The following is a 5,729-nucleotide window of genomic DNA, read 5'->3' as shown; positions in this document are numbered from 1 at the left end:
GGCGCCGGTACCGGCCCAGGTCGGCGTCTTCGGCGTGGTCAAGAGCCTGCTAGGCGGAACGCCGGCTCCGCCCCCGGCGCCGGCACCCGCCCCCGAGGCCAGGAAGGAAGAAAAGCGCGAAGCGCGCGGCGGCGAGCGCCGTGACGGCCGGCGCGGCGAGCGTGGCGGCCGCGATGGCCGCCGTGGCGAGCGCGCCGAAGCCTCAGGCGCACAGGCCGAGGGCCGCGGCAGCCGCGAAGGCCGCCGCGGTGAGGCCGAGGCACGCGGCCCGCGCCCCGAGCGCGGCGAGCGCACCGGCCCGCGCGAGCGGCGCGACGCCCAGGGTGCGGCCGACAGCACGGCCCAGGCCGGCGGCGTGAACGACGCAGCCGCGCAGCCCACCCCGGCCCAGGGCGAGGCGCGCCCCGAGCGTGCGCCGCGCGGCGAAGGCCGCCGCGAACGCGGTGAAGGACGCGGTGAAGGACGCGGAGAGGGCCGTCGTGAACGCGGTGGCGAGCGTGGCGAACGCCGTGGCGCCCCGCGCCCCGAGGAGAAGGTCGAGGACAACGCCCTGGCCGCCGGCGCGGCCCTGGCCGCCAGCACCGCCATTGCCGCGGCTGCGGCCTCGGCGGCGGGTGCCGTGGAGTCCGCACCGGCCTCCGGCCAGGAGGGCAGCGCGGCCCCCGATGCCGCACGCCCCGAGGGCGAGGAGCGCCGCGAGCGCCGCTCACGCGACCGCTACGGCCGTGACCGCCGCGAACGCAACGGCGAGCGCGCCGAGACCCGTCGTGACGAAGGCGCCGAGCCCGCGGCCAGCGCCGAGGCGCCGGCCCAGCAGGAGCCCGTGGTCCGCTCCTACTTCGACCGCGCCGCCGGCGCGCCGATGAGCGCCCCCGAGGCGGCACCGGTCGAGACGACGGCCGTGGTGGCGCCCGCGCCGGCCCCAGTGGCCGCACCGGCCGCCCCCGTGGCAGCCAGCAGCGGTCTGCCCAAGGTGCAAGCCTTCGCCCTGCCGGTGGACGAGCTGGCCCAGGTCGCGCAGAGCTCGGGCCTGCAGTGGGTCAACTCCGACGCCGACAAGGTTGCCGCGGTGCAGGCGGCGATCGCCGCCGAGCCCAAGCCGGTGCACATGCCGCGCGAGCGCCCGCCGGTGGTGGTGCTCGATGAAGGCCCGCTGGTGCTGGTGGAGACCAAGAAGGACCTGCGCAACCTGAACCTGCCGTTCTGAGCGGGCGATGCACAGGCCGCGGAGAGCCCGCGGCCTGAAGCCAGGGCCGAAGGCGCAAGCCTCCGGCCCTTTTGCTTTGGGGATGTCGTCCTTGTGAGAAGCGCGCCGCGCGGCCAGAGATGGCCGGCAAGCCGGCGTATCAGCCCTGGGCCGCCCGCTTCCAGGCCTGGGCGGCGGCCGCGGTATCGCCACGTTGCTCGGCCAGCTGCGCCAGGGCGCGCCAGGCGCTGCGCAGCAGTCCGGCGTCCTGCAACCCATGGGTGGACTGGCTCAAGAGCTGCTGGGCCTTGCCCCAGAGCTGGCGCCGCATGCAGGCCATGCCGGCCAGGTACTGCAGGCCCGCGTCGCCCGGCAGGCGCTGCTGGGCCGCTTCGATGCGGGCCAGCCAGTCGCGGGCGGCCTGGTCGTCCAGGCTGCCCAGCCCAGCTTCCAGCGCGCGCACCAGGCGCACGCGCTGGGCATCCGCCAGCAGGCCCGGCTGCTCGAGCACGCGTTCCCACACCGGCAGCAGCCAGGCGCGGGCCTTGGCATGGTCGCCCTGCAGCGCGGCCATGCGCTGGGCGGCCTGTATGGCCAGCTCGGGCATGGCGCGCTCGCCCGCGTCCAGCATCTGCCACACCCGCTCCAGCTGGGCCGGGTCGTGGGCGCCCGCGATCAGCTCGCTGGCCAGGCCGCGCACGATGCTCTGCGCCGCCATAGCCGAGAAGGCGCCGTGCTTGGCAAGCAGGCGCGCGGTCTCCAGCGCCTCCTGGGTCTGCTGGGCCAGCCGGGCCGCCTTGAGCTTGATGCGCAGGGCCAGGGTGCGGCGGCCCGCGCCCTGGGGCAGGCCGGTCAGCCAGCCCAGCGCGGCCTGCGCATCACGGTCCTCGATCGACCAGTGCGCCGCGCGCAGCTGCGCCCCTTCACGCAGCTCCTGCAGCATGAGCGTGCCGCGCGAGGCGGTTTGCGCCAGGGCCTGCTGCAAGTGCTCGTCGCGCTGCCCCCGGTTCTGCAGGGCCTGGGCGCTCTCGGCCGCCACCAGGTGCGACAGCGCGCGCAGCTGCACCGCATGGCCCAGGCTGGCGCCGGAAGCCGCCAGGGTCTTCTCGCGCGACAACGCCGCCTCGGCGGCCTTGCGGGCGCGGATGAAGCGGCCCGACATCTGGTGCGCGATCGCGTCCAGCAGGGCCGCGTGGGTGGCGCGCTCGCGTTGCTGGGCGCGCCAGCGACGCGCCTGGCGCGGCATCTCCAGCAGCACGGAGATGGCGCGCAGCGCCACGTAGAGCGCGGCGAAGCCGGCCAGCAGGGTCAGCAGCACCAGGTTCAGCGACAGGTCGATGCGGTAGGGCGGCCAGAACACGGTGACCGTGCCCTGGTTGTTGCCGGCGAACAGCGCCACGGCCACGGCGACCGCGAACAAGGCCAGGAACCACAGGGCGGCGCGCATATCAGGCCTCCTGCCGGGCCGCCCGGAGCCGTTGGTCTGCGAAGCGAACCAGGCGAAGGGCGGCCATGGCGCTGCTGCGCTGTACAGCTGCGCGCACGACGCTGCGCAGCGCCGCCCCAAAGGAGGCCTGGGCCCCCTCGGGGGGCAGCGAATACACGTAGTGATGAGCGTGGGGGCGTTTCACTTGCGGGCTACCTTCCCGCGGCCGCGGTGGCCAGGGCCGCGAGGGTTTCGTCCACGCGCGGCAGCTCGATCGCGCGCATCTGGCCCTGCACCTGCTGCAGCAGGGTCGCCGCAGCCTGGGTCTTGCGCGAGGCCGGGTCGAAATACTTGCCCAGCGCGGTGGACGCTGAGGCCACGTCGGCGCGCGCCGACTCGAGCTGGCGCGCCAGCAGGCCCAGGCGCGCGTTGAGCAGCTTGAGCTTGAGGTTCTCGCGCAGGAAGAAGCTCTGCTCGGGCGAGAGCAGCACGGCCTCGGGTTGCTCGATGCGGCTGACCCGCACCAGGCCACGTGCCTCGGTGGCGAACCGCTCCAGCAGGCGCTCCCACCAGCTGGGAGCCGCGGCAGTGGCCGGGTTCGAAGGCGCCTGCACGGCGGCCGCCGACGCGACCGCATTGAGCACCGGCAGCTCGTCGACCAGGCGCACCAGTTCGTCGAGCTTGACCAGCAGGCCCGGCGTGTCGGTCACGCTGGCCTGCTTGAGGCGGTCGACGTCGCGTGCGATGGCGCGCTGCAAGGGCCCCAGGCGCGGCTGGGCGGCGCGCACCACGCGCTGGTCAGCGGCCTTGAGGGCGGCCAGCAGGGGCTCGAGGCTGCCCGTCAGCTGGGCCTGCTGCTGGGCCAGGCGGATGGCCGACTCGATGTCGACCACCAGGTTCTCGTCGCGTGAGCGCGACAGGCTTTGCATCAACTCCTCGAGCTGGCTGCGCTGCAGCGCCACCTCGCCCACGCGGGCCTCCATCACGGCCAGGCGGGCCGCCGTCTCGCGCGTGGCGTCCTGGGCCTGGCGCGCCAGCGTGCGCGCCTCGACCGACTGCGCGCCGGCGTCGGCGCTCTGCCGCGCCAATTGTTCCTGGATGGTCGCCAGCTTCTGCCAGAGCAGGCCGCTGGCACCCAGGCCCGCTACCGCCAGCACCAGGCTCAGCCACAGCAGGCCGCGCCGCACGGGCGGCGCGGCAGGCGCTTGCCCCTCGGCAGCCACCGCCACGGAATCGGCCAGGCCGGCAGCGGGGCCTGGCTCGGGGCTGGACGCATTGTTCATGCCAGGGATTCTATCGAGGCCACCACCTCGGCCAGCGCAGGACGTGACTCGCAAACAACACCGAAACCGGCGCGCCGCGCGGCTTCGGCGATGCGCGGATGGGTGGCCAGGGCGCGCGCCCGCGACCAATCCTGGGCCGGCAGGCAGCGCAGGAGCTGGGCTATGGCCTCGGAGCTGCTGAACAGCCAGACCGAACCGTCCCGCGCCGCCTGGCCTGCCAGCGCCAGCTGCGCTGCGTCCAGCGCCGGCGGCAGGCGACGGTAGGCCAGGACCTGGTCCACCGCCACCCCGGCTGCGGCCAGCTGCTGCGCCAGCCAGTCGCGGCCGGCGCCACGGCCCTGGGCATCGCTGCCGCGTACGATCAGCACGCGCTGGCCGGCCCGCAGCCGGGCCTGCACGCGAGCCCACAGGGCCTCGGAGTCGAACTGCCCGGCCTCGGCCGGCGGGGCGTCGATCTGCGCCGCCGCCAGGCCCGCCTGCCGCAGGGCCTCGGAGGTGCCCGGGCCGGGCGACCAGGCCCGCGTCGCGAGCTGGCCGCCGCGCCAGCGCGCCAGGGGCTCGGGCAGCGCTTCAGCGAAGAAATGGGACACGGCGTTGCCGCTCACGAACATGACGGCCGCATAGTCGGGCACATGGCGCCAGGCCTGGCGCAGTGGCCCGGGGTCCGGCGCCGGGGCTATCGCGATCAGCGGCAAGGCCTCGGCGGCCAGCCCACGCTGGCGCAGCCCGGTCACCCAGTGCGCGGCCTCGCGCGGCGGGCGCGTCACCAGCACGCGGGGAAACGGCGCCTCAGGCATCGCGCCGGCCGGCGATCAGTGCGCGCCGCCCGCGCGCAGCTGCGCCGCCACGCGGCTGCCCAGGGCCTCGGCAGCCGCCAGGTCGGCCACGGGCGCGCTCTCACGCGCGCTCACCAGGGTGGCCGGCCCCTCGGGTTCGCCCCAGGCAGCCTGCAGCACGAGCTGTCCGCCCTGCAGGCTGGCATGGGCCGCCAACGGCATGGAACAGCTGCCGCCCATGGCCCGGCTGACCGCGCGCTCGGCGGCCACGGCCAGCCAGGTGTCCTGGTGCGCCAGCGGCGCCAGCGCCTCGGCCAGGTCGGCGCGATCGGCGCGCAACTCGATGCCCAGCGCGCCCTGCCCCACCGCGGGCAGCATCTCGGTGGTCTCGAACACCTGGCGTATGCGTGCCTCCAGGCCCAGGCGCTTGAGGCCGGCCGCGGCCAGCACGATGCCGGCGTACTGCCCCTCGTCGAGCTTGCGCAGCCGCGTGTCCAGGTTGCCGCGCAGCGGCTCGATCCTGAGGTCGGGGCGCAGGGCGCGCAGCAGCACCGTGCGGCGCAGGCTGGAGGTGCCGACCACCGCGCCTTGCGGCAGTTCGGCCAGCGTGGCGTACTGCGGCGACACCCAGGCGTCGCGCGGGTCCTCGCGTTCCATCACGCAGGCCAGGGTGAAGCCCTCGGGCAGGTCCATGGGCACGTCCTTGAGCGAGTGCACGGCGATGTCGGCGCGGCCCTCGGCCAGCGCGAGCTCGAGCTCCTTGACGAACAGGCCCTTGCCGCCGACCTTGGAGAGCGAGCGATCCAGGATCTGGTCGCCCTGCGTGGTCATGCCCAGGAGGGTGACGCTATGGCCGCGCGCCTGCAGCAGGGCCTTCACATGCTCGGCCTGCCACAGGGCCAGGCGGCTTTCGCGGGTAGCGATCGTAATCTTCGTCAAAGTCGTAACCTGCTCGTAATCGGGACAGCCTCGTCGATGCTAGCATGACGGGCCCGCTCGGCGGGCGACACGCCCCATTTCTCCCACTACGAGACGACGAGACGAGCCCACCCATGAAA

Annotated in this window: 4 protein-coding genes and 1 pseudogene; 1 reads left to right on the top strand and 4 read right to left on the bottom strand. The window is 75.0% G+C overall.

Translation table 11 applies throughout. The annotated features are described in order from the left end of the window. A pseudogene (locus tag FFS10_RS23080) lies at positions 1 to 1,207 on the top strand (Rne/Rng family ribonuclease); the annotation flags it as partial. Between the two features lie 139 nt (positions 1,208 to 1,346). Here the strand turns inward: FFS10_RS23080 and FFS10_RS22560 are convergent. From FFS10_RS22560 to hemC, 4 genes are all read right to left on the bottom strand, one after another. After that, positions 1,347 to 2,633 carry a heme biosynthesis protein HemY gene (locus FFS10_RS22560; RefSeq protein WP_137896842.1) on the bottom strand — a complete coding sequence of 429 codons (1,287 nt, stop codon included), beginning with the start codon at positions 2,631 to 2,633 and terminating at the stop codon, positions 1,347 to 1,349. Positions 2,634 to 2,824: 191 nt separating this feature from the next. Next, positions 2,825 to 3,895 (bottom strand): uroporphyrinogen-III C-methyltransferase, encoded by a 1,071-nt coding sequence (locus tag FFS10_RS22555; RefSeq protein WP_137896841.1) that lies wholly within the window; start codon positions 3,893 to 3,895, stop codon positions 2,825 to 2,827. Further along, positions 3,892 to 4,692 (bottom strand): uroporphyrinogen-III synthase, encoded by an 801-nt coding sequence (locus FFS10_RS22550; protein ID WP_137896840.1) that lies wholly within the window; start codon positions 4,690 to 4,692, stop codon positions 3,892 to 3,894. Before FFS10_RS22550 ends, FFS10_RS22555 begins: the two co-directional genes overlap by 4 nt. Before the next feature lie 15 nt (positions 4,693 to 4,707). Continuing rightward, positions 4,708 to 5,610 (bottom strand): hydroxymethylbilane synthase, encoded by a 903-nt coding sequence (gene hemC, locus FFS10_RS22545; RefSeq protein WP_137896839.1) that lies wholly within the window; start codon positions 5,608 to 5,610, stop codon positions 4,708 to 4,710. Positions 5,611 to 5,729: the final 119 nt, after the last annotated feature.

The organism is Ramlibacter sp. 2FC (assembly GCF_005503345.1).
GTDB lineage: Bacteria > Pseudomonadota > Gammaproteobacteria > Burkholderiales > Burkholderiaceae_C > SCMQ01.
The sequence above is the reverse complement of the archived record's forward strand: the minus strand, read 5'-3'. Positions and strand labels throughout refer to the sequence as shown.